The sequence below is a fragment of the Anoxybacillus sp. ST4 genome, from assembly GCF_019448545.1.
GTDB classification, from domain to species: Bacteria; Bacillota; Bacilli; order Bacillales; family Anoxybacillaceae; genus Anoxybacillus; species Anoxybacillus pushchinoensis.
In genome coordinates this window covers 25890-52122 of the sequence record NZ_JAHZOE010000003.1, presented here as the reverse complement: position 1 = coordinate 52122, position 26233 = coordinate 25890, and the positions used below count along the sequence as shown (strand labels likewise).

Genomic DNA, 26233 nt, shown 5'->3' with positions numbered 1-26233 from the left:
ATTTTGTCAAAAAAGCGCCTCGCCATCGCAACCCTTCAAATAAAAAAAACGCCCACGAGTCGTGAGCGTTTTTTTAACGGCGACGGTTGCGGTTGCGCAAAAAGGCTGGAATATCGAGCGGATCTTCTACTTGTTGACTGCGCGTTGGCGAGTAGTCGATCGGCTCGTCCTTTTTTTCGCGTTTAGCGCTAACACTCGGTTTAACAACCGCTTGCCGCGTTGCTTTTGCTTGGTTCATTTCTTCGTTAAATCCTGTCGCAATGACAGTGACGATAATTTCATCTTTCAAGTTTTCGTTAATGACGGAACCGAAAATCATATTCACATCTTGGTCTGCCGCTGATGCGACAATGTCGGCCGCCTCTTGTACTTCATACAAGCTTAAGTTCGTTCCGCCGGTAATGTTCATTAACACCCCTTGGGCACCGTCGATCGACGTTTCTAGTAGCGGGCTTGAAATCGCCTTTTTCGCCGCTTCTGCCGCGCGATTTTCGCCCGTCGCTACGCCAATTCCCATCAAAGCTGAACCTTTATTTGACATGATCGTCTTCACATCAGCAAAGTCTAAGTTAATTAACCCCGGTACAGCGATTAAGTCGGAAATGCCTTGCACACCTTGACGGAGCACATTATCTGCTTCACGGAACGCTTCTAACATCGGCGTGTTTTTATCGACAATTTCTAACAAACGATCGTTCGGAATGACGATGAGCGTATCCACTGCTTCTTTCATCGCCGCAATGCCGCTTGCCGCTTGCATCGCACGCTTTCTCCCTTCAAACGTGAACGGCCGCGTAACGACACCGACTGTGAGCGCACCTAAGTCGCGCGCAATTTGTGCAATGACCGGAGCCGCGCCTGTTCCTGTTCCTCCACCCATGCCGGCTGTGACAAACACCATATCTGCCCCTTTGAGCGCTTCTTCAATTTGTTCTTTACTTTCTTCCGCCGCCTTTTTTCCTACTTCTGGATTTGCCCCAGCACCTAATCCGCGCGTCAATTTCGCTCCAATTTGCAACTTCGTTGGCGCTTTCGATAAGTTTAACGCTTGGGCGTCCGTGTTGACCGCAATAAATTCAACGCCTTGCACTCCATGTTCAATCATGCGGTTTACAGCGTTGTTTCCCCCGCCGCCGACACCAATTACTTTAATTGTTGCTAACTGATCAACCGTCGTGTCAAACTCCAACATGACATAATCCTCCTAGCCATTCAAATTGTCATTCAAAAAAGTATCCGAAAAATTTCTTTACTTTATGACCTAAATGTTGTTCTTTTTGTTTCGGTTTCGCTGGCGCTTTATGCACTTTTTTCTCCGCTTGGAAATCGCTTGCCGCTCCCGAAGGAAGAACAGGCACTTGCTTTCCTTGCAATTTCGCATTTTTATAGGCGAATTGAATAAATCCGACACCGTTTGTATATTGCGGATCGCGCACGCCAATGTAGTCCGGCATCGCCACACGAACCGTATTTTCAAATATCGCTTCCGCCAGTTCTAGCACGCCCGGCATATTGACCGTTCCGCCCGTTAACACGTAGCCGCCCGGCAAATCGCGAAATCCGCGTTTTCGAATTTCCGTTTGTGCCATGAGTAAAATTTCTTCGACACGCGCTTCGATTATATCCGCAATTTCCAATTGACTAAACTGTTGCTGTTGGTCGGTGCCAATGATCGGAACGCTAAACACTTCCTCGTCGGAGGCGAGGTCGTAAAAAGCATGTCCATGCTTAAGTTTAATGCGCTCTGCATCTTCTGTCGATGTGCGCATGCCGATCGACAAATCTTTTGTAATATGTTCTCCGCCGATCGGAAGGACGGTTGTCGCTTGCAAAAACCCTTGATCAAACACGGCAACGGTCGTCGAACCGCCACCGATGTCAATGAGCGCAACGCCTAAGTTTTTCTCGTCTTTTGACAGCGCGATAGACGCTGCTGCAAGCGGTTGTAAGCAGACGTCAAGCACTTGCAATCCTGCTCGTTCTACGCAGCGAAGCACGTTATGTAATGCTGTTTTCGATGCGGTAATCATAATGCCTTCCATTTCTAATCGAACGCCTAACATGCCGCGCGGATCGTTAATGCCATCTAGTCCATCGACGATAAACTGTTTCGGGATGACGTCGATAATTTCGCGCTCCGGAGGAATGGAAACGACTTGCGCTGCTTCGATGACGCGCGTGACATCTTCATTTGTAATTTCTTTATTCTCGTTCGATACAGCGACAATTCCATGACACGGCTGAAGCTGAATGTGATTGCCGTTTATCCCGACAATCGCGCCTTTAATCGTTACGCCAACCATTCGTTCCGCTTGGTCAACCGCTCGTTTAATCGATTGCACCGTTTCATCTATATCAATAATTGAGCCTTTTTTCAGCCCTTGCGATTTCACATTGCCGACACCGATAATGTTTAGCTGATCGTTCATCATTTCACCAATGATCACTTTCACGCTCGATGTACCGATGTCAAAACTAACATAAAAATCGTTGCTGTTCATTTTATTGGCACCTCCTTTACAAAATGAACGTTGCTATGTATATCAACACTATATTCCACATTCGAACAGCATTCCCTTTTTTATAAACGATTTTTTTGGCGGCTTTCTAACCATTTCGTTAACAAAATTCGGCGGATGACAGCGATGTTTTGAAACAGGCGCACACCGAACGCAAATACAGCTGCTAAATACAAGTCTACACCAAGATGCACACCGAGAAAAGCTAAACTTGTTGCTAAAATAATATTAAAAAAAAATCCAGATACAAAGACATGTTCATCATAAATGTTTTGTAAATGAGCGCGAATGCCGCCGATCAGCGTATCAAACGCCGCAAGCACCGCAATCGATAAGTAGTTGGAATATTCGCTCGGAATGCGCCAATCTGTCAACAATCCGAGCAAGATGCCGATCACTAAACCGAGCAACGGAAGCCACATCATGTTCACCTCCTACCTTCTTCGACTGCTTCCATTTGTTTTACGCGCACCGTTCCATCGTACGGAGGGATGACGACTCGCTTTTGCGGCTCTGAAATAGTGAGGAGTAAATTTTCAAGCGCAAAATCGTCGGCAATCGTCGATGCTTTTAATCGATTGTACAACTTATCAACATTCGCCGCGATGACTTTCACTTCAATCGGAAAGGATCGAAGCGGATATGTATCGATTTTTGTAACCCCGTTAATATCACGAATGACGGTCGTATTGACGATGCGTTGCCCGGCGATGCTCATCTGTTCTGCTCCGTACATATTGAGTTCATTCATGAGTCGGCGAAGCAAATCTGCAGACACCGTATCATGAATAGGACCGACGTATGATTCATCATACATTTGCTCGATATAAAGCACGACGCCTTCGCCGACTACTTCAGTTAATCCCGCTTCTTTTTTTAATTCCTCCAAAGTTTGTCGAAGGACAGCCCCCTTGCTCTCTGCTCGCTGCCGTTCATATTTTTCAATCGTTTCTTCATATTTTCGTATTTCAGTTAACAGTTGTTCATGTAGCTCTTGTTCTTTTTTTAAATCTTGTCGTATTTCCCATATATCGCGTGTATCGCGCACGTTTGGCTCATTGCTCGTTTGAAACTGGATCGCCAACATAAGCCCGATCACGAGCGACACAAACGTAAAATACCATGTTGTTCTCCGCGTCAACCTCGCCCCCTCCTTTTTATTTTTGCATGATCGGTTCCATAGTCATTTCCGATTTTTCCACAATGTCAACAACAATATGATCGCTCGTCAGTTGGTCTTTCACACCGCCGGCGATCGTTAACGCCGGAATTAATACGCTCGGGTCTCCAATCGCTTGAATGACAAACGGAGCGGGATGTTGCGTGCCATCGATTTCGATCACCGGGCCGTTACAAACGATATATGAACGATGCGACAGCCGTTGACCGTTGATGGCGACAGCGGATGCACCAGCAATCCATAGTTCGTTAACGACTTGAAAGACGTGTTGCTCATGGACAATATAGTTTGTGGCATTCGCTTCCGAAGGGATGTACGAAGCATCGGCTAGCGTCACTTCTACTCCTTTTCCTTTTACCTTCACTTTTCCGAGATACATGCGCAACCGTTCCGCATCTTCTACAAGATTAAAATAAACTTGTTCTTCGCTCGCTAACTCTTTTTCGATAGCGCGAACGCGCTGCTGCTTAGCGAACAATTGAGCTTGCAATTTTCGATTTTGTTCTTGTTGTTCAATGAGCTGTCGTCGATATTCGTATTCTTTATTCCATTGGCGTTCAAGCTGGCGATTAGCTATTTCTTTTTTCGTCATTTGATAAGAGAACGCCAGCATAAACCCTAAAACTAAACAAACGAACGATAAAACGACGTGGCTACCGTTCATTTTCATCAGTTTTTTCATTCCCTTCATCCGTTTCGTATGGCTTAAAATATGTGCCCATCTCTAAATGAAGAACACCTTTCATCCCCGGCTGCAACTGGCGAACGATCGAAGGATAATGAACGATTTTTTCCGCAAAACGATCGATGGTAGCACTGACTTCTATCCCGTCATTCATATAGACGGTAATATGCCTTGGATCAGATGGGCTTGGGGTATGATGAATTTCCGAGATGAGGTTTAAAATCGAATTTGGCGTGTTGGCCAGCTGGGAAGCCATATCTTGAATAGCCTCTCCTTCTTTCCACCCAATTAAAATTGGGGCATCGCTCGGAATAGCTTGCTTGACGTGCGTTAACACTTTTCCGTTATCTAAAATTGGCAAAAATGAATGGTTGTCCAAAATATAAGCGATGCGCTTTCGTTCAACGACAGCGATGTCGATGCGATTCGGGATTCGTTTTTTCACGCTCACTTCTTTCACTTCTGGATGTTGCTTTATTCGCTGCTCAATCTCATCTTTTTTCACTTTCCAAAAGCTCGTGTTTGTCGTCACACCGCTCAATTCAATAATTTCTTCAGAAGAAACGTGGTTGTTTCCTTCGACGTGGATAACCGAGACGTTGCTAAGCGGCGATTGAGCATAAATGACACCTAACAAAAGCATAAAAAATAAAGAAATGTATATGATTAGTTGGCGATTCGCACGCTGTCTTCGCTGCTCTTTTAACTTTGGCACACGTTCTTCAAGAACGACAACTTTTCCTTTTCCCATGTCCTCCACCTCGGTCGATGGACCAAATCAAAATAACAAGAAAACTAACGGCGCACGTTCGCAACCGTTAGTTCATTGTTTTCACTTCCATTATAGCATAATATAGAAAAAATTAGGATGGGGAAAATGTATTACTTCCGCCCGATAATTTCAACCTCTGTTTCTAATGAAACGCCATATAAATCATTAATCGTCTTTTTGACGTAATCAATGAGCTGAAGCACATCGTTTGCGGTTGCCCCACCCGCATTGACGATAAAATTCGCATGTTGTTCAGAAATTTTCGCCCCGCCAATCGCATACCCTTTTAATCCCGCTTTTTCAATGAGCTGTCCGGCGTAATGCGGCAACGGATTGCGAAAAATACTTCCCGCGCACGGATAGTTCCACGGTTGCGTTTCGCGGCGATAATCTTTATTTTTTTGCATCGCCGCGACAATTTCGTCGCGGTTTCCTTTTTTCATTTCAAGCGTTGCGGCAACGCAAATGCCTTTCCGTTTTTTTTGTAAAATGGACGTGCGATACGAAAATTCCATTTGTTCATTCGTTAACCATTCAATCGTTCCATCTTCAAATAAAATTTGCGCTTTTTTCACGATACGCGACATGTCTGAACCGTGAGCGCCCGCATTCATATATACCGCCCCGCCAACCGATCCCGGAATACCACCTGCAAACTCAAGTCCAGACAATCCTTGTTTACTAATGACGGTCGCCAGTTTAATAAGCGAATAGCCACCGCCAACCGTCACTTCTGTCCCGTTTATTTGTAAGTCGTCTAATCCTTCGCCAAGTTTAATGACGACGCCTTCAATTCCTCCATCTAGTACGAGCAAGTTCGAACCGCGACCGATCGCACGCCACGGCACGTTATGTTTCCGAACGATGTCGATCGTCTTTTTTAACCCATCTATATGTTTCGGTTCAACGAAAAGATCAGCAGGTCCACCGATTTTCATTGTCGTATGGCTCGCCATTCGCTCGTTTTCTTTCACCGTTCCAACATTCGCTCGTTGTAGCTCTTCACGTAGTTTTTCCAATGGGTTACCTCCTCTACCTGTTTCATATATCGTATGCAAACTATGACATTGTCTCCACCATGACGCGGTATAAACGTTGCGCTGCGTCGCGAATACCTAATTGAAACGATGCTTCTTTCATGCTTGCTAACGTTCGCTCATCTAATAAAATACGGTCGATATCTTCGAGTAAGCGTGCACCTGTCAACTCATGTTCTAAGCGAACGATGGCCGCTCCTTTTTTCTCTAGCGCGCGCGCATTTTTTTCTTGATGGTTGTTCGTCACGTACGGACTCGGAATTAAAATACTTGGAATGCCTAACGCTGTAATTTCTGCAAGCGTCGTTGCGCCCGCGCGAGCGACGATCACATCTACCCCTGCCAACACTTCTGGCATGTTATGAATGAACGGATGAATGATCACGTTCGTTGGATTCCCGACGTCGTTTACCGCCTTTATTACTTTATCATAATGAACGTCACCTGTAACATATAAAAATTGGTACGGTTTTTGTTCCGCTTCATGAAGCACTTGTAAAAACGCTTCGTTAATTGGCCGCGCCCCTCGGCTTCCCCCGACAATTAACACCGTTTTTTTCTGCTCTGCTAATCCGAGCGACCGTTTTGCTTCCTGTCCATCTTTTCCTACGACTTCTGACGCGCGCGGGTTCCCTGTTAACACCACTTTTTCTTGTGGAAAATATTCCTTCGTCTCCTCAAAACAAATAGCTACTTTATTCGCATAGCGGCTTAAAAATTTGTTCGTCAGCCCAGGAATGCTATTTTGTTCATGAATGATCGTCGGTATACCTAGTTTTGCTGCGGCATAGACGACAGGGCCGCATACGTAGCCTCCCGTACCGAGCACGACGTCCGGTTTATATTGTTTTAACAACTGTTTACATGTGCGCACGCTCGTGATGAAACGAATGAGCGTTTTCACATTTTCAAATGAAACGCTTCGTTTTAATCCGCTAATGTCAATCGCATGAAACGGAATGTTTTCTCTCGGCACAATTGTACTTTCTAACCCTTTTTCCGTTCCGATATATAATACATCTACATCACGATGTTGCTTTCTTACTTCATGAATAAAAGAAAGTGCAGGATAAATGTGGCCTCCAGTGCCACCGCCGCTCACTACAATTTTCATCGGTTTTCCCCCTCTCGAAAGTAACAGAAGAAGCTGACTTCCATGAAGTCAGCTTTTAATATCGCGCGTAGCGACTAATGTTTAACAACACGCCAATCGCCATTAACATGAGCGTCAACGACGAGCCACCATAGCTTAAAAATGGCAGCGTAATGCCTGTGACCGGCATAAGCCCTGTCACTACCCCAATGTTAATCATCACTTGAATCGCAATCATCGCAATAATGCCGACAGCTAAAAAGCTGCCGTATAAATCCGGCGCCCCTAAAGCGATGCGAATGCCGCGCCAAAGCAATAAACTAAATAAAAGCAAAACGAGGGAGCCGCCAATAAACCCAAGCTCTTCAGCTAAAATAGCAAAAATAAAGTCTGTTTGCGGCTCCGGCAAGTAAAAAAACTTTTGACGGCTTTGGCCTAATCCGAGGCCAAACAAACCGCCCGGACCGATCGCATAAAGCGATTGTATAATTTGAAAACCGCTTCCTAACGGATCTTCCCAAGGGTTCAAAAATGATGTAATGCGCTTTATGCGATACGGAGCGGATAAAACGAGCCCTGCGAACCCTACCAATCCAAGCAGGCCAAGAAGCACAAAGTGGCTTATGCGCGCTCCAGCGACAAAAATCATGACGACGCACGTGCCGACCATCACCGTTCCTGTTCCTAAATCCGGCTGCAACATAATCATGCCGAAAGCAACAAACACGAGCAACAACGATGGAAGCAATCCTTGTTTAAAGGACGCAATTTTTTTTTGATTTTCAGATAAATATTTCGCTAAAAAAGCAATCATCGCCATTTTCATAAATTCTGACGGTTGAATGGAAAACGCACCGACGCCGATCCAGCTGCGCGACCCGTTGCGCACCATGCCAACGCCCGGAATTAAGACGAGGACGAGAAGAATGAAGCAAACGATGAGCAATACTTTCGCCCACGTTCGCCACGTCCAATAGTCGATGTTCATGAAAAAAAACATCGCAACGATACCAACCGCCGCAAATAGCAGCTGACGCTTCGCAAAGAAAAACGAATCGTGAAACTTGTAGTCAGCCCAAATCGCGCTTGCGCTATACACCATAATAAGCCCGATCGCCAACAACGAAAACGTGATGAGCATTAATAAAAAATCAGGTGCAGACTTTTTTCCATGCAATGCGGAACACCTCAATTTACTTAAAATTCGTCTTATTTAAGCTTATGCACCGCAAACATAAACATGTCCCCACGCTGTTCGAAAGTTTTATATTGATCCCAGCTTGCACAAGCTGGAGATAATAAAATAACATCGCCCGGCGACGACCATTCATATGCGGCAAAAGCTGCTTGTTCCACATTATCGACACGTTTCACTTGCTGTATTCCTGCTTCACGCGCCACGCGTTCGATTTTTGGCGCCGTTTGTCCAAACGTGATGACGGCTTTCACATGATGCAAATATGGTAACAGCTCATCAAATTCGTTGCCGCGATCTAAGCCGCCAGCAAGTAAAATGACGGGCTCGTGAAAGGCGCTTAACGCTTTTTGCGTCGCCAATATGTTCGTCGCTTTCGAATCGTTATAAAACTTTCTTCCGTTAATTTCAGCGACAAATTGCAGTCGATGTGGTACACCCGTAAACGTCTTTAATACGCGGCGAATCGAATCATTGTCTGCACCTGCTAGTTTTGCTGCTACAACAGCTGCTAATATATTTTCGATGTTATGTGTCCCTCGTAACGCCACATCTCGGACATCAATAATTCGCTCATCATGAAAATAAATCGCCCCTTCTTTAACTGACGCTCCGTACGATAGCGGCGTTGTAGCAGAAAAAGGAACTTTACGTGCTCGGCTTTTCTCAGCTAAACGCATAACGATCGGATCATCAGCATTGACAACAGCGTAATCCGCTTCCGTTTGGTTTTTAAAGATATTTCCTTTCGCTTCCGCATACGCCTCTTTCGTTCCGTGATAGTCTAAGTGGGCGTCGAAAATATTTAACAATACTGCAATGTGCGGGCGAAAGCGAATCGTCCCAAGCAGTTGAAACGAAGATAGTTCCATGACGATGACGTCGTCTTTCGTCGCTTGCTTGGCAACTTCACATGCCACCGTTCCAATATTTCCTGCGATGAGCGGTCGGCATTTTGCTTCTTGCAACATATGAAAAATGAGCGTCGTCGTCGTCGTTTTTCCGTTTGAACCTGTAATGCCGATAATTGGCGCTTCTGTCGTTTCATACGCAATTTCTACTTCTGTTATGATCGGCAACTGTTTTTCGATCGCCTTTTGAACGAGTGCATTCGTATATGGGATGCCTGGATTTTTCACGACAAAATCAAATGGCTCGTCAAGCAATTCGATCGGGTGCCCCCCGTATACGAGACGAATGCCGAGCGATTGTAGCTCTTGTTTTTCTTGCTCACTCGGTTCATTTCGATCGTTGACGACAACATCCGCTCCAAGTTCTCGCAACCGTTTTGCTGCTGCTAGTCCGCTTTTTGCTAAACCTAAAACGAACACTTTTTTTCCGTTATACATTATAGCGACACCTCAATGTAAATTCCTAATATAGCAAACAATAATCCAACCGCCCAAAACGTCACGACAACGCGCCATTCAGACCAACCGATCAACTCGTAATGGTGGTGTAACGGACTCATGCGAAACACGCGTTTTCCTGTCGTTTTGAAGGAAATGACTTGAATGATGACAGACAACGTTTCGATAACGAACACGCCGCCGATAATAGCTAACAATATTTCGAGCTTTGTTAAAATCGCAACGGCTACAATTGCTCCTCCAAGCGCAAGCGAGCCGGTATCGCCCATAAACACTTTCGCAGGGTGAGCGTTAAATACGAGAAATCCGAGCACCGCACCGACGACAGCGACGCTAAAAATAGCAATATCGTATTGCCCTTGATTCCATGCTAATACAGCATACGCCCCAAACGCGATCGCCGCTGTTCCAGCAAGCAAGCCGTCCAACCCGTCTGTTAAGTTGACCGCATTCGAACCGCCGACAAGCATAAAAATGATTAACAAAACGTAGGCAACCCCTAAGTCAAACGAATAATCTGTTCCTGGAATCGCCACGACGGTTGAAATGCCATGACGTTGAAAGAAAAAGTAAAATACGAGCGCGATAAGCAATTGCCCAGCTAGTTTTTGTTTGCTCGTCAAACCGAGATTGCGCTTCATGACGACTTTAATGAAATCATCAATAAAGCCGAGCAAGCCGTAGCCAACCGTCACAAACAACAGCAAATATGTTTGCGCCGTCCGCTCGAGAAAGATGTCGCTCATGACGAGCGTAGCAACAGAAAGTGAAATTAAAATCATTAATCCGCCCATCGTCGGCGTACCTGATTTTTTTTGATGAGACTTCGGCCCTTCTTCGCGAATGCTTTGCCCAAATTTTAATCGTCTTAAAAACGGAATGAAAATTGGCGATAGCACAACCGTAATGATAAAGGCAAGCCCCGCCGTGAATAAAATGACTTTCTCGTTCATGATCGTTGCACCTTCCTCATCTCCTATTTATCTTTTCTTCGTTGAATAGCTTCACGTGCGACGACACGATCATCAAAATATAACACGTTTTTTCCAATGATTTGATACGTCTCATGCCCTTTTCCTGCAATTAAAACGACATCGCCTTCCTCGGCTTGCTCTATCGCATATGTAATCGCTTCTTTTCGATCGACAATACATACGACATCTTCCGTTACCCCTCGTTTCATGTCGTTTAAAATAGCGACCGGATCTTCAGAGCGCGGGTTGTCAGATGTAAAAATGGGCACGTCGCTATGTTGAACAGCGACTTGCGCCATCAACGGCCGCTTCGTTCGGTCGCGATCGCCACCGCAGCCAACGACGACAAATATGCGCTTTTTCGCAAATGGGCGAATCGTTTGGAGCACGTTTTGTAAACTATCTGGCGTGTGGGCGTAGTCAACGATCACTGTAAACGGCTGACCTGCATCGACGACTTCAAAGCGGCCTGGAACACCTTCCATGTCAGCAATCGCTTCAACGATCGCTTTAAGCGGAATGTTTGAGACGAGACAAGCTCCCACCGCAGCTAATAAATTATATACATTAAACATACCGATGAGTTTCGTCGTCACCCGTACCGTTTCCATCGGGGTGACAAGCTGAAACGTCGTACCGTTTGTCGTCATTTCAATTTGTTTCGCCATGATGTCGCTTCGTTGATGGATACCGTACGTCACAACGGTAGCGGCTGTGCTTTTTTTATATTCTTCTGTTGCCGCATCGTCCGCGTTCAATATCGCAAACTTCGGACGGCTATGATCGAAACGATTGCCAAGTTGAGCGAACAATAGCCCTTTTGACCAACGGTAGTGGTCCATCGTTTGATGGTAGTCTAAATGATCTTGCGTTAAATTCGTAAACACGGCGACATCAAAATCGCAGCCGTGCACTCTACCCATATGTAGCGCATGCGATGATACTTCCATCGCAGCGATGTCAACATCGGCATCGACCATTTTCCGAAACATTTTTTGCAACACGAGCGATTCTGGTGTTGTATTCTTTACATCATACGTTTCGTCGCCTATTTTCATGTTAATCGTACCGATGAGCCCCGTTTTTTTTCCAGCGTGACGACATATACGTTCAATGAAATGCGTCGTCGACGTTTTTCCGTTCGTCCCTGTCACGCCGATTAAGTGAAGTTGATGCGTCGGCTGACCGTAAAACGCATCGGCGAGCACCGCTAATGCCCAGCGGCTATCGTTTACATAAATAACTGGAACAGGCAATGTGAGCGGTCTTTCCGCCACGACAGCAACCGCTCCGCGCGCTACAGCTTGCTCAGCAAAGTCGTGACCGTCTACTGTAAATCCTTTTATGCATACAAATAACGAACCTTGTTTCACTTCTCGTGAATCCATTTCGATCGATGTAATCGTCGGATTTTCATTCGTATGCGGGGTAAAGCGATGTAAATAACGAAGCAATGTTTGTAACTTCATGCCGATCGTCCCTTTCTTTTTTCTTATATAAACAGAAAAAGAAGCCATGAGGATACTTCCTCTAGGCTTTACCGTTTCGTTCCAAAATAAACCCGAATCGTCGCTCCTTCTTTCACTTTCACTCCCGGCTTCGGTGCTTGTTCAATGACCGTATCGCCCTCGCCACTACCATCTAATTTTAAGTGAAAAAGTTGTTGTTGCAAATCTTTTTTTGTTAAACCGATTAAATTTGGCACTTCGACATACCGCGGGTCAAGCCATGTCGTTTCTTTTTCAATTTGCTCTTTGCGCGGCTTCACGCCAAGCGCGCGTAAACTATCTTCCATAATATTTCCAACAATCGGAGCAGCGACGACGCCTCCGAATTGCACGGTTCCTTTCGGATTATCGACAGCAACATACACGACAATTTGAGGGGCGTCGGCCGGCGCAAAGCCGATAAATGAAACGATATGGTTATCTTTTAAATATTGACCGTCTTTCGCTTTTTGCGCCGTTCCTGTTTTTCCACCGACGCGGTAGCCATCAACAAACGCCCCTTTCCCCGTTCCTTGCGCGACAACGCTTTCGAGCGCATAGCGAATTTGTTTGGACGTTTCCTCGGAAATAACCCTTCTTTTCACTTGCGGCGTTTGACGGCGCACGACTTCTCCTGTCACAGGATGAAGCCACTCTTTTGCAATATACGGTTGGTATAAAATCCCTCCATTCACTGCGGCAGCGACGGCCACTACTTGTTGGATCGGCGTCACCGCCACTCCTTGACCGAAAGCTGTTGTTGCCTGTTCCACCGGTCCGACGCGATGGAGGGGGAACAAAATCCCTTTTCCTTCCCCTTGTAAATCAATGCCTGTTTTTTCACCAAAACCGAACGCGCGAATGTATTCAAACAGCTTTTCTTTCCCAAGACGTTCACCAAGTTCTACAAATCCCGGGTTGCACGAGTTTTGTACTACTTCTAAAAACGTTTGGTCGCCATGTCCTCCTCGCTTCCAACAATGCAACGTCGCTCCTGCCACTTTCACATATCCTGGATCATAAAAATGTTCTTTCAATAAATCGACCTTTTTTTCTTCTAATGCGGCAGCGAGCGTAATAATTTTAAATGTAGACCCTGGTTCATACGTGCTCCAAATCGGTAAGTTTCGGTTAAAAATTTCAGGAGGAACGTTTTGAAAATCAGCAGGATCAAACGTCGGACGGCTGGCCATTCCTAAAATTTCTCCGTTATTCGGATTCATCGCAATCGCAATAATGCCGTCTGGACGGTACGTCGCTTCCGCAATGGTCAGCTCCCTTTCTAAAATCGTCTGCACGCGCGTATCAATCGTCAACTTTAAATCAAGGCCATCAACGGGTGGCGTGTACGCATCGGCCATGCCGGGCATACGTTTCCCTTTCGCATCGGAATAAAATTGTACCGACCCAGGCTTGCCGCTTAATTGTTTGTCGTAATACAACTCAAGCCCCATTAACCCTTGATTATCGATGCCTGCAAATCCGAGCACGTGCGATAAATAGCTGCCAAACGGATAATACCGCTTCGAGTCTTCAGCGATGTATACTCCTTTCATCCCTAAATCACGAATTTGTTTTGCCTGTTCGTTTGAAATTTTTCGTCCTTCAGGATGAATACGTTCAATAGACGTTTTTTTCGTCACATGTTTGTACGCTTTCTCTACCGGCATATGTAAAATATCGGCAAGCTGCTTCGCTACTTCGGCTGGATTTTCAATTTGTCTTGGGACGACGAGCACAGATGGAGCGCTTATGTTAGTCGCTAAAGGCACCCCGTTGCGATCGACAATTTGTCCGCGCTCTGGCTCAAACGGAATGTTTCGGCTCCATAAATCTTTCGCTCGTTCGGTTAACATATCCCCTAACACGAATTGCACGTAACCGAGACGTATATCAATGATCGCAAAAATGACGAATCCGATCAACAAAAAAACAGTTAATCGCTTGCGAACGGTAACTGCACGCATATCGTAGAACCCCCTCATATGTTTCGGCTCGTTCCACTATATGCTTGTACCGTTTCATATAGAACTAGTCGATCGGACCATCCGTTTCTTGTTGTTCGTTTTCTTCGTTTTCTTTTTTCTCGCTAAGTTCGGACGGTTTCGCAAGCTCAACGATGACATAATCGTTTTGTTTTATCACCGCTCCTGGAGCGATATTTTGCCTAAATACGTATCCGCTTCCGATAAAGCTCGGTTTAAGTTGCAACAATTCAGCGAGCTTCATGACATCGCGCAGCGACCAACCGGTCAAATCCGGCATGATAGCATTTCCATCGGTTTGCAGCAACACGCGATCCGGCGCAACGACGTGCTCACCCGCCCGCGGAAATTGAGCATGTACATGTTTTCCTTTTCCGATGACAGTGACATGTAGCCCTTCGTTTTTCAACGACTGCACCGCTTGTTCAACCGATTGACCGACGTAAGACGGGAGCGTCACGCTTTTTTCTTTTTTCTCCGATTTTTTCTCGGCAGTCGGTTGAATATTTAAATATTGCAAACTGCTTTTCATGACGGAATTAAAAATCATCGATACAGGAGCTGCACCTGTTTCCGTATACGAAATATTTGGCTGTTGCACGGCAACATACATGACTAAACGTGGGTTTTCGCGCGGCACCATCCCTAAAAATGAGAAAATGTAGTTTTGATGACCCGTCAAATAGCCACCTTTCGGATCTGGAATTTGCGCAGTTCCTGTTTTTCCTGCTACGCGATAACCTTCAATTTGATACGGACGACCTGTCCCTTTCTCCGATGTAACAACTGTTTCTAAAATGTCTAACACTTTTTCTGCTGTTTCTTTTGAAATCGGCGTGTCAACGACTTGCGGTTCATGTTTTACAACCGTTTTTCCGCTTTCCGGATCAACAATGCGATCAACGACGTATGGCTTCATCATTTTTCCACCATTTGCAATGGCGGTAGCTGCTTGAATTTGTTGAATAGGTGTAACGGACGTTCCTTGTCCGAACCCTGTCGTTACTTTTTCAATCGGATAGCGATACAAAATATTTCCCACTTTCTCCCCAGGCAAATCGATGCCCGTTGGTTCGTGGAAACGGAACCGGTGCAAATATTGCAAAAAGCGATCTTCGCCTAACTTTTCGCGCACCATGATGGCAAAGGCGACGTTTGACGACCGTTGCATTCCTTCAAGAAACGTAATTTTCCCCCACCCGACTTTATTATGGTCGCGAATACGATGGCCCCCTACTTGATACGAACCAGATAAATACGTCTCATCGGCTTGAAACACTCCTTCGTTCACGGCGGCGGCAAGCGTAAATATTTTCATCGTCGAACCTGGTTCGTACGGATATGCAATCGCATCATTAAAGTAGTTTTCAATATTTCGTTTGTTTGGATTAAAACTCGGGCGCGTGCTCATCGCTAAAATGGCGCCAGTTTGCGGATCTGCAACGATGGCGATCATTTTTTTCGGAGCATATTGTTTTTCGACCGCATTCATCGCATCTTCTAAAAACGCTTGAATATGTTTATCGATCGTTAAATAAATATCTTTACCGTTTTGTGGTGGGACGATTTTTTCATCTGCGTGGGGCAATTTAAACCCTTGTTGATCCCCTTCGTAAATGACGTACCCATCTTTTTCCTTTAATTGTTCATCAAACTGCTTTTCAATGCCCATTTTTCCTTCTACTTCATTCGTCTCTTCATTTTTTTGCGCATAGCCGACGACGTACGAAGCAAATGTGCCGTGCGGATAAAAACGTTTTGAATCTCGTAAAAAAATAATGCCTGGAAGTTGTAACGCTTCAATTTCTTTTTTCACCGTTTGGCTAATGCCGCGGCCATTCGGTCCGAACTCTACTTGCTTCGCATTTTTTTTCAATATGCGCTCTACATCCGCGACATCCATATTTAATAGCGGCGCCAGTTTGCGTGCCGTCGTTTCCGGATCGGACACATATTGCGGCATATCCGGGTCGAGAATAGCCGCGACAGTGTAGGAAGGGATATCTTCTGCAATCACTTCCCCGCGCCGATCGAAAATCGTTCCCCGCTTCGCTTCCAACACTTGTTTTTTCAAATAACGTTTTTGCGCTTCAACCGCTAATACTTGTCCATCCGCAACACCTGTTGCTTGCAAGTAAACGAAACGACCAAACAATATAAAAAAGAGCAAGCTAAACAACCCAAAATATATAGCTGCTCCTCTATGTGTATGTGTATGCTTTCTCATTCGGCATCAATCCTGCACAACTTTTATGTTATTTTCGTTTAATGTAAGTCCGAGCTCTTTCGCTTTTGCTAAAATGCGTTCGTATGTGCTTAATTCTTGCACTTGTACGTATAAATCAAGATTTCGTTTTTCTTGCTCTTGAATCGTCGCTTGTAATTGTTGCACTTCTTTATTCACATGATACATCGTAAATTGATTCGATACGATCGTGACGCTGCTATATAGCGCAAACGCGACAAACGCAACGAGAACGATCTTCTCCCCGAGCGTAAAGCGCACACCGCGTTTTTGTTTTTTCTTTGGCGTGCGCTGCACTTGTTGTTGTTGCTGTTGCACTTTTTGTTGAATGCGGACAGCTGCCATACGCTTTTTCCCCCTTTTTTTATAATTTTTCAGCAATGCGTAATTTCGCAGATCGTGCGCGATGATTTTGTTGCAATTCTTCTTCCGATGGAACGATCGGCTTTTTCGTAATGATTTTTAATTTCGGCTTATACTCATCTGGAACGATCGGCAATCCCGGAGGTAAGTGAGGCGTTTCACTTGCTTGTTTAAACGCCAGCTTACAAATGCGATCTTCAAGCGAATGAAACGTAATGACGCTTATTCGTCCCCCCGATTTTAATAAATCGATTGCTTGTTCGATCGCTTCTTCAAACGCGCGCAGTTCATCGTTTACAGCGATGCGAATCGCTTGGAAGATTCGTTTCGCCGGATGTCCTCCTGTTCGACGAGCAGGCGTTGGAATAGCTTCCTTAATGATGTCAGCAAGCTCCGTCGTCGTTTCAATCGGCTTTTGCTTGCGCACTTGTTCAATTTTACGCGCGATCGCTTTTGAAAATTTTTCTTCGCCATATTGGAAAAAAATTTTCACAAGCTGTTCATACGGCCATGTGTTAACAATGTCGTATGCTGTTAACGTTTGCTCGCGATCCATGCGCATATCGAGCGGCGCTTCATGTTGATAACTAAAGCCGCGCTCCGGCATATCTAGCTGCGGAGACGATACGCCAAGATCGAATAAAATGCCGTCCACTTCATGCACACCGTAAAGCGCCAACTGTTGTTTTATATAGCGGAAATTGCTTTTAATAATCGTAAATTGACCGCTATATCGTTCAAGTTTTTGCTTGGCATGATGAATGGCGATATCGTCTTGATCGAAGGCGAACAATTTCCCTTCCGGCGATAATTGCGACAGTAAATATTCGCTATGTCCAGCTCCACCGAGCGTACAATCTACATATGTACCATCTTTTTTTATGTTCAATCCATCAACCGTTTCTTTTAACAATACAGTTACATGATGAAACAACGATGTCACCTACCTTTTACAACTTTGCAATTGTATTGTACCATCATTTCACTAAATTCACTACTTACTTCCGAACTATTCTATTGTAATAAAAAAAATCCTGTGCGCGACAGGATTTTTTTATCGACGAAAATAGTTACATATATACAATTTTATGCAGCCCATTCCACCGATAATCGACATGAAGAAGTCGAGAAACAACGTCTAAACCGTAACGATTCATATAGTAAAACATATTCCATACCCGTTCTTGCGGCATGCCGTTCGGACGCAACGCCAGCGCAATGCGCTCATATTTACGCACGTGCACATCATGCTTTTGCAACATGCGCCGTGCAATCAATTGTTGAAGATAATCGATTTCTGTCTCGATCCGTTCGGCATTTTTCAACATCACTCGTTCAAGGTGCGGATCGACTTGCATCCCAATATGACGAAGTTGTTCATGTATGCGCGCCATTTCCTTTTTCGCTTCGTCAAACGCTTCATCGAACGCGATTGGCTGATTGTTGCGCAACCACTCCTCAAGCGCATCGTCCGTTCCGTTTGCCAATGCTTGTTCGACCGTCATATGCACATCAGCTAAATCGGTTGCAATATGGCGTTCAACGAGCGTCAACGACAGGCGCGGCACAATCGGGGGCATGCGCAAGCCGACATGCTCGAACACTTGCTTTAATTCGGCCCAATAGGCGATTTCGCCCGGACCGGCAATGAAAGCGAGCGTCGGAAATAACCATTCTTGCATAAGCGGTCTTGTTACGACGTTGTTGCTAAACGACTGCGGCTCCCTCTCCATTCGTTGTTTTAGCTCATCTAACGTGAAGCGATACACCCCATCTTTTGTGTAAAAACAACGTTGTCTATCATCATAATATAATAGCCGTCGTTGGCCGTCATCGTAAAACAAATGCGCGCACATCGGCGACACATCAATCGTGCGCGAATAACCTAACTTTTCAAGATGCCGTTGTTGTTCGTTTAGCGCGTTTGTCATCATATGATGATTGTGAGCGATCGTCATAAACCATTTGCTTTCGATCGCCCGTAAGTGTGGGTGAGCCGCATCTACAACAACGAGGCCTTCTTTTGCAAATAGCGATAAAACAATGGCTGCAAAAAAGTCAGCGATCGTCTTCGATTTTGCGATACATTCGTATATGTATGCACGCAATTCGTTTGTTACATCTGTTTCACCGTACGTTTTCAGCACTTCATCTATCCATTGTTTGCAGTCGTCTTCATTAAGTTCAATACGGGCAGCCATCCGCTTCTCTCTCGCTAATGGCGGATATACGTATTTTTTCACTTTCCCTTCATCACACACGTGCACATGGTTAATTTCTGCCACGTCATGATCTTCCGATGCCATCCAAAACACCGGAACAACAGGTACGCCGAGCTCACGTTCTTGTTGCTTTGCTAATGTAATGATCGAGATGATTTTGTAAATCGTATATAACGGACCTGTTAATAGTCCAGCTTGTTGTCCGCCAATGACGACGACGCTCTTTGGATGGCGCAATTTTTTAATATTTGCCATCGTTTCATCGCTCGCCCCAAACTGCTCATGGTATGTAAGTAAATGATCGACGAGCGCTTCTCGTGCATACGTTCGCTCATGCACGTATGCGAGACGTTCTTCAAATGTAAAATGGTGAAACGCTTCATGAATCGGAAACGTTCCTTTCATATATTCTGTTGCTAAACGGTTCGTGGCTGGCAATGACAGCTCCATAACTTCCATCTTAAACTTCCTTTCCCATTCATGATGAAAACACGACCATGACGCGATGAATGATCCCGTATATCAATAGTCCCATATAAGCGGTTGTAAACAATAAAAATTGCACTTTCCAATATAATTTAAACGTTCGTGGCAACGACACGTCTCCTGTCTTTTTCCAATATAAGACGATACCAATCATAAATGTAACAATAAAGAAAATGAGCAGTTCAACGATGTACGACCGATGAAAAATAGCTTGTAACAATACGTGCACCGCAAAAATAAAAAAAATGGTCGATCCGTTTACAGCGACGTGAAACGCACGCCTCCCTTTTCGTTTAAACACCGCTTTGGCGAGCGTGAAAATAAAAAAAAACGAAAGGAACGGTACGACAACCATGATGGCAATGAAAGAAGTGACTAACTCTTTCATCTTCCCTTTCCCCCCTCTAGTTCTTTCCCTTTCACAAGGGTGTATAAAAATGTGCTAATGGGGGCAGGAATGTGCTGCTCGTTTGCTCGCTCGATTACATATGCTAAAATGGCGTCTATCTCCGTTCTTCTCCCTGACTCGATGTCGCGCAACATCGAAGAGCGATTGGCGGCCGTTTGGCAACAAATCGTTTGGACGTGCTGCCATATGCGTTCTCGTTGTTCGATATGCAAAATCGAAGCGACTTCGTGAAACAATTGCTCCATCGCTTGCCGATACGGATCGTGCGCCACTAGCATACCGTTCGGGACGCGCAATAAAGCGGTAAGCGGGTTAATTAATACGTTCACCATTAATTTTTCAAGCAACATCGTTTCCCAATCGTCGACGTATTGAAACGGAAAGCGAGACGATGTGCGCAAAAGAAACGAGAACGCGTGCTGTTCCCCTCGCCATACGCTCCATTTCGTTTGGCCGACACCGGTATGAACAACGGTCGTATCGTCTACTTTCAGCGCGCCATGTTCGACGACGGCAAGCGCAATATGTTCGTGAGGCAAGCGCGATACATATCGAATATGCCCCATGCCGTTTTGCAAAAATATGATGGCGTTCGCTTGAAGCATATGTACATGCGTCGTCAATATGTTTGTTAAATCGTATTGCTTCACCGCCATAAACAACACATCGTCGTTCGTTTCGCAAACGAACGGCGTCGCTTGTACGCGATGCGTCGTTTTTTCGTCCCCACAAATGACCGTCAATCCATTCGCGCATAGCTTTTCCGCCTGCTCATGTCGCCGCGTGTAAATGGTGACATGAGCGCTTTGGCTCATGTAAGCAGCCGTCAACAAGCCGACCGCACCGCCACCAACAATTCCGATTCGCACCGTACCTCCCCCTCTGTCTTTCCTATGCTTTATTGTATAAAAAAAAGTAGCTGACGTCTATCAGCTACTACACAGACAATTGGCGCGCACGCTCTAAAATATGCATGATCGCTTTGTACTCTTGTTGCAACGCTTGCAGCTGCTTTTCCAGCTCTTCTTTTTCTTTTTGCAGCGTACATACTTGTTGGCGCAACTGTTCGATTTCTTGTTTCCCTTCTCCGCGCTGTTGCAACGTTTGCAAAAACGAAATAACATCTTGCAACGTCATATCGCGTTCGGACGGTTGCGGCTCTTTTTTCTTCTTTCGTTGCTGCTTCGCTAACTCTAGCTCTCGTTCATATGTTTTGCGCACGTATGCATTCCATCGGAAACCGCAAGCGGCGGCTGTTCGCGATAGTTTTTTTCCTACTTCTTCAAACGCTCGTAATTGTGTGCTTCCTTCGCGCACGAAAGCTAACACCGTTTCAGCAAGCAATACGTCCTCCTCTTCTGTCCACGCATCTTGACGCATCATTTCTATCCCTCCTCGCTGCATTTACTATATCATTATGCAGCTAATAGAAAAGATAGAAGATTATTTGTTTCGTTTCGCTAAAAATGATTGTACCGCCTGCTCGTGCTCTTCGCTTTCCCATAAGTGAGCGCATTGTTCAATTTCGGCAAAAAAACGACGGCGAAACTCTTCCGTTTTCCAACGCCCGATCGCAGCCTCCTTATAGGCGCGCAACACATGAGTCGATTTATTCGTATAGCCGCTCATCTCTTTTTCACACTGTTCGCGCAACGAATGATGAAACGTACGGTGAACAAAGCCGATGCGCTCCGCTTCTTCCGCTGTTATCGTTTGCGCTTGAAGCAATAGATGAAGCGCTTTGTCATACGCCATTTTTTCAAATAACATCGTCGCTCCACCCCAACCTGTCGTAATAGCTAAATTCGCTTGTACAAAACCGAGACGTGCGCCGGCGCGGGCAAAGCGAAAATCGCATGCTGTCGCCAATTCACAGCCGCCGCCAACCGCGGTGCCGTTAATGAGGGCAACAGTTGGCTTCGGCAACGTCAATAAGCGATACAAAATATTTCCCATTTTCGCAAGCATAGCGTACGCTTCCTCTTTTGTTTTTAGCTTGTGAAACACTTGTAAGTCGCCGCCGGCACAAAAGGCGTCTTCGCCAGCGCCGGTAATGACGAGCACTTTCACTTCATCATCTTGTTCAGCAAGCTCGATCGCTTCGTGCAGTTCTTCCATCACCGTATAGTCGATCGCATTTCGTCTCGTCGGACGACAAATTGTAAACCATGCGATGCCTTGTTGTTTTTCAATCATGTCTCCCTCTCCCCCTTTGCCGTATGTACATGCTTTGTATTCGCTATGCGATCCGTTTTTCCTCTATCAAATAAGAAAAGCGCAAGGGGATGACCCTTACGCTTTTCTTATTTGTTTACAACGTCTTTTCCTTTGTATGTTCCACAAACTTTACATACGCGATGAGCAAGTTTCATTTCACCGCAGTTTGGGCATTCTACCATACCAGGTACGCGCAATTTGAAGTGCGTACGACGTAGTCTCTTTTTCATTTTTGATGTTCTTCTAAAAGGTACTGCCATCATTTCCACCTCCTTAAATGGATTTAGGCAAATATGGAGGCCGGTGTAGTTCCGGATCTTCCCTTATGATTCATTTTTGTTTTCGAAAAACTTGGCTAACTTCGCAAGGCGCGGATCAATTTTGTTTTCATGTTCTTCTTCCGAAATGACCGCCCAATCTTTTCCTGATTGCGGAGCGGCATTAGGATGATCCGGCTGCTCGCTAAAAATTTGCATTGGAATTTCAAGAAGAATGAGCTCTTTTACGATCGGCATTAAGTCGATCGCCTCTCCTTGAACAACATGCGATTCTTCATCTGTTGCATCATAATCGTTTAAAAAGAACGTTTCTGTGCTTTCAATGACGAATGGATACGGTACGTCCACAAGCGTACGGGAACACGGTAACGTCATCGTCCCTTCAATCGTTAAGTGGAACGTAAATTTTTTCGCGCTCACATCTGCTCGTCCATGAACACGGACAGGAGAAATGTCACGAATAGACGCATCTACTTCTTTTAGCTCGGACACATCAGCCATTTCGTCAATCGACAGCCCTTTATGCTGCAACTGATGAAGTTGATGAATAGACCATCTCAATGATAATCACCTCAAGACAACAAAGAAAATTATACGTTTGAACAACGTTTTTGTCAATATTTTTTCTTTACACTACTTCCATTATAATCAGCTTATACTCACTGTATCACGTTTTCAACAAAAAAGAAAGGTGGACAACAGATGAAAGCGGCTGGAATCGTTGTCGAATACAATCCGTTTCATAACGGACATGCATATCATGTGCAACAAACGAGAAAAAAAACAGGGGCCGATTGCATAATCGCCGTCATGAGCAGCTCCTTTACACAACGAGGTGAGCCGGCAATCGTGCCGAAATGGCAACGTGCTAGCATGGCGCTAGCAGGCGGTGTCGATCTCGTCGTCGAGCTCCCTTATCCATTTGCGGTGCAAACAGCTGAGCTTTTCGCTCATGGGGCGATTTCGATTCTTGATGCCCTCCACTGCGAGCAATTATGTTTTGGAAGCGAACATGGAAATATCGAATCGTTTTTACAGACGGCACAACGGCTAATCGATGAACAAGAAAAACATAACGAGCGAGTAAAGCATTATATGCAACAAGGAATGAGCTATGCGAAAGCGTATGCCCTTGCACTTGGTGACATCAGTCGTGACGTGCTCGACATATCGCAGCCGAACAATATTTTAGGATTGCATTACGTTAAAGCGATACGAGAACAGCGAAGTCGGATGAAGCCGGAAACGATTTCGCGCATCGTTGCCCATTATCATGACGAAACGCCTCCGACGAATGAGCAAATCGCTAGCGCAACGAGCATTCGCCGCTTTTTGCAATCTGGTCGCGCTGAAGACATCGTGCGCTACGTTCCACACATCACATATGAGACGCTTCAAACGTATCGAATGTGGCACGACTGGGAGTCGTATTTTCCGCTTCTCAAATATCGCCTATTGACGATGGAAATAGATGACATTCGACGCATCGCAGAAGTGGAAGAAGGAATTGAACATCGGTTAAAACGAGCGATTGTACATGCTACATCGTTTCACGCATTTCTTTCAGCTGTCAAAACGAAGCGATATACGTGGACGAGATTGCAACGTATATGTACGCATATTTTGACGAATGTAACGAAAAAAGAAATGACGCAAGCGATCGAACAGAAGCGTGCGACATACATTCGTCTGCTCGCAATGAACGACAAAGGAAGAGCGTATTTACAAACCGTCAAAAAACGAACGGCATTGCCGCTTATAACGAACGTAAAACATATACAACACGACCCGGTATATCATATTGAAAAAAAAGCGACGCAAGCATATTTATCCGTGTTGCCTGAGCCGCTTTTGACAGAAGCGTTGCGCAACGAATACGCAACACCGCCGTTACGATAGTTTTTGTAAAAATTGAACAGCGTCATCGAACGTATCAACAGGAACAATTTTCATGTTTGTGCCGATATCTTTTGCCGTTTTTACAGCTTCCTTATAGTTTGAATGTTTCGCTCCGCGCTCGTTCGGGGCGAAAAAAATGTCCGCCCCCGCTTTATGAGCGGCGATAACTTTTTGAGAAATGCCACCGATCGGACCGACTTCTCCGTCGCTGTTAATCGTGCCGGTTCCAGCAATGCGATATCCTTTCGTTAAATCTTCGGGAACGAGCTGGTTGTACACTTCAAGGGCGAACATGAGACCGGCAGACGGTCCGCCAATTTGATCGGATTCAATACGAACTGGTGGATCAGTGACGATATCGCGGTCGGTCATGACGGAAACGCCGAGACCGACACGCTCTTTATCTTTCGGAAACGGCGCGAGCTTCAATGTTGCCGTTTTCTCTTTTCCTTCTCGTTTATATGTAATATGAACGCGATCGCCTTTTTTCTTTCCGCTCACGTATTGAATAAATTCATCAGCTTCATTGATTCGTTGACCGTCAATCGCTATTAATTGATCGCCGCTTTTTAACTGTTTCGCGGCCGGCATCTCATCCATGACATAAAGTACGTATACCCCTTTATTTTTGTAGGAAAACGGCTTATTTGCTTTTTTGTATGCAACGGCAATCGCCGTTTCTTTCGAGTTTTCCATCATTTTTAATTGGCGATGTGTATATTCTTCATCGCTTTCTCCTTCTTGGCGCACTTCGTCCATCCGATATAGCTCGTTATATTTACTCACGTGCGCGAGGACAAAAGAAAAAAGGTTTGCCTGCCCCATTCGAACTGTCGTTAACATCAATTCTCCTTCTTCTTTATAGCCGCCTTTTACTTCAACGAGCGGACGCAACGGCTCAGCCGTCCCCGGCATCGTCACGTAATATGGCAAATGAAAAAAAGTCGCAAAAGCAAGCAATATCGCTATGATGATCGTCGTTTGAATATACCTTTTTTTATTCATTGTTTAAACCCCTTCTCTGCAAGCAATTGGCGAATGATCGGAAGCTGTTGGCGCGCCGCTTCTTCCCCGATCCGAATCATTTCTTTCGCATGAGTGAATGCATACGAACTATATCGCTCAAGCGGCGGGCGGATGACGATATCAGCTTGGGCGATGCGATGGGACGCGAGCTCCGCTTGAATAATATCTAAACTTTGTAAAATAACATCAACCATCGATGTAATGGCACCGTTCGTTTTCACAGAAGCGACATCGACAGCGATAACGACATCCGCTCCCATGTCACGAACGACGGTAGCTGGCACGCGATCGATTACCCCTCCGTCGACAAGAAGACGGCCGTTCCATCGTTCTGGCACAAAAATGCCGGGAATAGAAATGCTTGCCCGCACCGCATCGGCTATGCTTCCGCTGCGAAAGACGACCTTTTCCCCTTTTTGCAAATCCGTCGCCACGATCGCGAGCGGAATGTGCGCGTCTTCGATTCGTTGTTGCTTTGTCATAACCGAAATGAATTGTTTTATGTAATTTCCAGCAATAAGCCCCATTTTCGGAACGGTCCAATCAATATAGTCGTTGCGTCGAAATACGGACGCTAACCGATATAATCGCTCCGTCGATATCCCCGATGCATACAACGCCCCGACGAGAGCACCGATGCTGCTTCCAGCGATCATATGAATCGGAATATGTTCTTCTTCCAACACTTTAATTACTCCAGCATGCGCAAAGCCTCGTGCCCCACCAGAGCCTAACGCCAACCCGATTTTCATTCTCGTTCCCCCTTCCTGTTCAATACTATGGTCTAAAAT

Annotated in this window: 26 protein-coding genes; 1 reads left to right on the top strand and 25 read right to left on the bottom strand. The window is 45.4% G+C overall.

Features of this window, described 5'->3' with window-relative positions:
- Positions 1–73: 73 nt before the first annotated feature.
- From ftsZ to K1I44_RS03430, 23 genes are all read right to left on the bottom strand, one after another.
- Positions 74–1192 carry a cell division protein FtsZ gene (gene ftsZ / locus K1I44_RS03540; protein ID WP_003395073.1) on the bottom strand — a complete coding sequence of 373 codons (1119 nt, stop codon included), beginning with the start codon at positions 1190–1192 and terminating at the stop codon, positions 74–76.
- Positions 1193–1220: 28 nt separating this feature from the next.
- On the bottom strand, positions 1221–2501 hold the full coding sequence (gene ftsA / locus K1I44_RS03535) for a cell division protein FtsA (RefSeq protein WP_219985295.1): 1281 nt from the start codon (positions 2499–2501) through the stop codon (positions 1221–1223).
- Between the two features lie 80 nt (positions 2502–2581).
- Complete coding sequence (locus K1I44_RS03530) at positions 2582–2941, bottom strand: small basic family protein (RefSeq protein ID WP_003395078.1); 360 nt, start codon at positions 2939–2941, stop codon at positions 2582–2584.
- Between the two features lie 5 nt (positions 2942–2946).
- The gene (locus K1I44_RS03525; protein ID WP_219985367.1) at positions 2947–3606 is read right to left on the bottom strand and encodes a DUF881 domain-containing protein; all 660 of its coding nucleotides are present in this window, start codon (positions 3604–3606) and stop codon (positions 2947–2949) included.
- A 70-nt stretch (positions 3607–3676) separates the two neighbouring features.
- Complete coding sequence (locus K1I44_RS03520; protein WP_219985294.1) at positions 3677–4390, bottom strand: DUF881 domain-containing protein; 714 nt, start codon at positions 4388–4390, stop codon at positions 3677–3679.
- Positions 4353–5135 (bottom strand): cell division protein FtsQ/DivIB, encoded by a 783-nt coding sequence (locus K1I44_RS03515; protein WP_219985293.1) that lies wholly within the window; start codon positions 5133–5135, stop codon positions 4353–4355. Before K1I44_RS03515 ends, K1I44_RS03520 begins: the two co-directional genes overlap by 38 nt.
- Positions 5136–5266: 131 nt before the next feature.
- A complete protein-coding gene (gene murB, locus K1I44_RS03510) occupies positions 5267–6175 on the bottom strand; it encodes a UDP-N-acetylmuramate dehydrogenase (RefSeq protein ID WP_219985292.1) in 909 nt (302 codons plus the stop codon).
- A gap of 40 nt (positions 6176–6215) precedes the next feature.
- A complete protein-coding gene (gene murG / locus K1I44_RS03505; protein ID WP_219985291.1) occupies positions 6216–7307 on the bottom strand; it encodes an undecaprenyldiphospho-muramoylpentapeptide beta-N-acetylglucosaminyltransferase in 1092 nt (363 codons plus the stop codon).
- Positions 7308–7362: 55 nt separating this feature from the next.
- Entirely contained in the window at positions 7363–8463 is a 1101-nt protein-coding gene (spoVE, locus tag K1I44_RS03500; RefSeq protein WP_219985290.1) for a stage V sporulation protein E, read from the bottom strand.
- Positions 8464–8495: 32 nt separating this feature from the next.
- The gene (murD, locus tag K1I44_RS03495) at positions 8496–9830 is read right to left on the bottom strand and encodes a UDP-N-acetylmuramoyl-L-alanine--D-glutamate ligase (protein ID WP_219985289.1); all 1335 of its coding nucleotides are present in this window, start codon (positions 9828–9830) and stop codon (positions 8496–8498) included.
- On the bottom strand, positions 9830–10804 hold the full coding sequence (mraY, locus tag K1I44_RS03490; RefSeq protein WP_219985288.1) for a phospho-N-acetylmuramoyl-pentapeptide-transferase: 975 nt from the start codon (positions 10802–10804) through the stop codon (positions 9830–9832). Before mraY ends, murD begins: the two co-directional genes overlap by 1 nt.
- Before the next feature lie 23 nt (positions 10805–10827).
- Positions 10828–12294, bottom strand: coding sequence for a UDP-N-acetylmuramoyl-L-alanyl-D-glutamate--2,6-diaminopimelate ligase (locus K1I44_RS03485; RefSeq protein WP_219985366.1), 1467 nt, complete (start codon positions 12292–12294; stop codon positions 10828–10830).
- Positions 12295–12362: 68 nt separating this feature from the next.
- Positions 12363–14279, bottom strand: a complete 1917-nt coding sequence (locus tag K1I44_RS03480) for a stage V sporulation protein D (RefSeq protein WP_219985287.1) — start codon at positions 14277–14279, stop codon at positions 12363–12365.
- Positions 14280–14343: 64 nt separating this feature from the next.
- Complete coding sequence (locus K1I44_RS03475; RefSeq protein WP_219985286.1) at positions 14344–16524, bottom strand: penicillin-binding protein; 2181 nt, start codon at positions 16522–16524, stop codon at positions 14344–14346.
- A 6-nt stretch (positions 16525–16530) separates the two neighbouring features.
- Positions 16531–16887, bottom strand: coding sequence for a cell division protein FtsL (gene ftsL, locus K1I44_RS03470; RefSeq protein WP_219985285.1), 357 nt, complete (start codon positions 16885–16887; stop codon positions 16531–16533).
- A 19-nt stretch (positions 16888–16906) separates the two neighbouring features.
- On the bottom strand, positions 16907–17839 hold the full coding sequence (rsmH, locus tag K1I44_RS03465) for a 16S rRNA (cytosine(1402)-N(4))-methyltransferase RsmH (RefSeq protein WP_219985284.1): 933 nt from the start codon (positions 17837–17839) through the stop codon (positions 16907–16909).
- A 136-nt stretch (positions 17840–17975) separates the two neighbouring features.
- Positions 17976–19586: a bacillithiol biosynthesis cysteine-adding enzyme BshC gene (gene bshC, locus K1I44_RS03460; RefSeq protein WP_219985283.1), complete on the bottom strand. Its 1611-nt coding sequence runs from the start codon at positions 19584–19586 to the stop codon at positions 17976–17978.
- 19 nt (positions 19587–19605) lie between these two features.
- Positions 19606–20001: a DUF3397 domain-containing protein gene (locus tag K1I44_RS03455; protein ID WP_091703696.1), complete on the bottom strand. Its 396-nt coding sequence runs from the start codon at positions 19999–20001 to the stop codon at positions 19606–19608.
- A complete protein-coding gene (locus K1I44_RS03450; protein ID WP_219985282.1) occupies positions 19998–20891 on the bottom strand; it encodes a 2-dehydropantoate 2-reductase in 894 nt (297 codons plus the stop codon). The genes K1I44_RS03455 and K1I44_RS03450 overlap by 4 nt, the downstream gene beginning before the upstream one ends.
- Before the next feature lie 67 nt (positions 20892–20958).
- On the bottom strand, positions 20959–21405 hold the full coding sequence (locus K1I44_RS03445; protein WP_003395108.1) for an RsfA family transcriptional regulator: 447 nt from the start codon (positions 21403–21405) through the stop codon (positions 20959–20961).
- Between the two features lie 60 nt (positions 21406–21465).
- Positions 21466–22218, bottom strand: coding sequence for an enoyl-CoA hydratase/isomerase family protein (locus K1I44_RS03440; protein ID WP_219985281.1), 753 nt, complete (start codon positions 22216–22218; stop codon positions 21466–21468).
- 107 nt (positions 22219–22325) lie between these two features.
- Positions 22326–22499, bottom strand: a complete 174-nt coding sequence (gene rpmF, locus K1I44_RS03435; protein ID WP_003395111.1) for a 50S ribosomal protein L32 — start codon at positions 22497–22499, stop codon at positions 22326–22328.
- A gap of 63 nt (positions 22500–22562) precedes the next feature.
- Entirely contained in the window at positions 22563–23078 is a 516-nt protein-coding gene (locus K1I44_RS03430) for a YceD family protein (protein ID WP_003395113.1), read from the bottom strand.
- Between the two features lie 141 nt (positions 23079–23219).
- Between K1I44_RS03430 and K1I44_RS03425 the strand changes: the two genes are divergently transcribed.
- Positions 23220–24416: a nucleotidyltransferase gene (locus K1I44_RS03425; protein ID WP_219985280.1), complete on the top strand. Its 1197-nt coding sequence runs from the start codon at positions 23220–23222 to the stop codon at positions 24414–24416.
- Here the strand turns inward: K1I44_RS03425 and K1I44_RS03420 are convergent.
- Together K1I44_RS03420 and K1I44_RS03415 are read right to left on the bottom strand one after the other, a co-directional pair.
- Positions 24408–25421 (bottom strand): SepM family pheromone-processing serine protease, encoded by a 1014-nt coding sequence (locus K1I44_RS03420; protein ID WP_219985279.1) that lies wholly within the window; start codon positions 25419–25421, stop codon positions 24408–24410. The two genes, K1I44_RS03425 and K1I44_RS03420, sit on opposite strands and share 9 nt — an antisense overlap.
- Positions 25418–26194 carry a patatin-like phospholipase family protein gene (locus K1I44_RS03415; protein ID WP_219985278.1) on the bottom strand — a complete coding sequence of 259 codons (777 nt, stop codon included), beginning with the start codon at positions 26192–26194 and terminating at the stop codon, positions 25418–25420. The genes K1I44_RS03420 and K1I44_RS03415 overlap by 4 nt, the downstream gene beginning before the upstream one ends.
- Positions 26195–26233 lie beyond the last annotated feature (39 nt).

What these genes read in the sequence shown, in the direction of transcription:
- K1I44_RS03455 (WP_091703696.1), bottom strand. Translation starts at nt 20,001, where the DNA reads ATGAAAGAGTTAGTCACTTCTTTCATTGCCATCATGGTTGTCGTACCG.
- K1I44_RS03485 (WP_219985366.1), bottom strand. Translation starts at nt 12,294, where the DNA reads ATGAAGTTACAAACATTGCTTCGTTATTTACATCGCTTTACCCCGCAT.
- K1I44_RS03515 (WP_219985293.1), bottom strand. Translation starts at nt 5,135, where the DNA reads ATGGGAAAAGGAAAAGTTGTCGTTCTTGAAGAACGTGTGCCAAAGTTA.
- K1I44_RS03425 (WP_219985280.1), top strand. Translation starts at nt 23,220, where the DNA reads ATGAAAGCGGCTGGAATCGTTGTCGAATACAATCCGTTTCATAACGGA.
- K1I44_RS03415 (WP_219985278.1), bottom strand. Translation starts at nt 26,194, where the DNA reads ATGAAAATCGGGTTGGCGTTAGGCTCTGGTGGGGCACGAGGCTTTGCG.
- bshC (WP_219985283.1), bottom strand. Translation starts at nt 19,586, where the DNA reads ATGGAAGTTATGGAGCTGTCATTGCCAGCCACGAACCGTTTAGCAACA.
- K1I44_RS03420 (WP_219985279.1), bottom strand. Translation starts at nt 25,421, where the DNA reads ATGAATAAAAAAAGGTATATTCAAACGACGATCATCATAGCGATATTG.
- ftsA (WP_219985295.1), bottom strand. Translation starts at nt 2,501, where the DNA reads ATGAACAGCAACGATTTTTATGTTAGTTTTGACATCGGTACATCGAGC.
- ftsZ (WP_003395073.1), bottom strand. Translation starts at nt 1,192, where the DNA reads ATGTTGGAGTTTGACACGACGGTTGATCAGTTAGCAACAATTAAAGTA.
- murG (WP_219985291.1), bottom strand. Translation starts at nt 7,307, where the DNA reads ATGAAAATTGTAGTGAGCGGCGGTGGCACTGGAGGCCACATTTATCCT.
- murD (WP_219985289.1), bottom strand. Translation starts at nt 9,830, where the DNA reads ATGTATAACGGAAAAAAAGTGTTCGTTTTAGGTTTAGCAAAAAGCGGA.
- K1I44_RS03475 (WP_219985286.1), bottom strand. Translation starts at nt 16,524, where the DNA reads ATGAGAAAGCATACACATACACATAGAGGAGCAGCTATATATTTTGGG.
- K1I44_RS03520 (WP_219985294.1), bottom strand. Translation starts at nt 4,390, where the DNA reads ATGAAGGGAATGAAAAAACTGATGAAAATGAACGGTAGCCACGTCGTT.
- K1I44_RS03445 (WP_003395108.1), bottom strand. Translation starts at nt 21,405, where the DNA reads ATGATGCGTCAAGATGCGTGGACAGAAGAGGAGGACGTATTGCTTGCT.
- ftsL (WP_219985285.1), bottom strand. Translation starts at nt 16,887, where the DNA reads ATGGCAGCTGTCCGCATTCAACAAAAAGTGCAACAGCAACAACAACAA.
- K1I44_RS03530 (WP_003395078.1), bottom strand. Translation starts at nt 2,941, where the DNA reads ATGTGGCTTCCGTTGCTCGGTTTAGTGATCGGCATCTTGCTCGGATTG.
- rpmF (WP_003395111.1), bottom strand. Translation starts at nt 22,499, where the DNA reads ATGGCAGTACCTTTTAGAAGAACATCAAAAATGAAAAAGAGACTACGT.
- K1I44_RS03525 (WP_219985367.1), bottom strand. Translation starts at nt 3,606, where the DNA reads ATGTTGGCGATCCAGTTTCAAACGAGCAATGAGCCAAACGTGCGCGAT.
- mraY (WP_219985288.1), bottom strand. Translation starts at nt 10,804, where the DNA reads ATGAACGAGAAAGTCATTTTATTCACGGCGGGGCTTGCCTTTATCATT.
- K1I44_RS03440 (WP_219985281.1), bottom strand. Translation starts at nt 22,218, where the DNA reads ATGATTGAAAAACAACAAGGCATCGCATGGTTTACAATTTGTCGTCCG.
- K1I44_RS03480 (WP_219985287.1), bottom strand. Translation starts at nt 14,279, where the DNA reads ATGCGTGCAGTTACCGTTCGCAAGCGATTAACTGTTTTTTTGTTGATC.